The sequence below is a fragment of the Brevibacillus sp. SIMBA_040 genome (genome assembly GCF_046535075.1).
Classification (GTDB): domain Bacteria; phylum Bacillota; class Bacilli; order Brevibacillales; family Brevibacillaceae; genus Brevibacillus.
The window spans coordinates 1-208 of the sequence record NZ_JAWRXI010000475.1 but is presented as its reverse complement, the minus strand read 5'-3'; the positions used below and the strand labels follow the sequence as shown (position 1 = coordinate 208).

1 tRNA gene is annotated in these 208 nt (G+C 52.9%); it reads right to left on the bottom strand.

From position 1 onward, the window contains the following. Positions 1-77, bottom strand: a tRNA-Asp gene (locus SB752_RS33510). Between the last annotated feature and the right edge of the window lie 131 nt (positions 78-208).

Below are 208 nucleotides of genomic sequence, written 5' to 3'. Positions count from 1 at the left end.
TGGCGGAGCTGACGGGACTCGAACCCGCGACCTCCGGTGTGACAGACCGGCGTGAACTCCAACTTCACCACAGCTCCGTGAAAAATGAAGCGACAAATGCGCTTTGCATTCGTTCCCTCAAAACTGAATACGCATGATTGCTAAGAGTGTGTGGATAAGTCCTCGACCGATTAGTATTCGTCAGCTCCACGTGTTACCACGCTTCCAC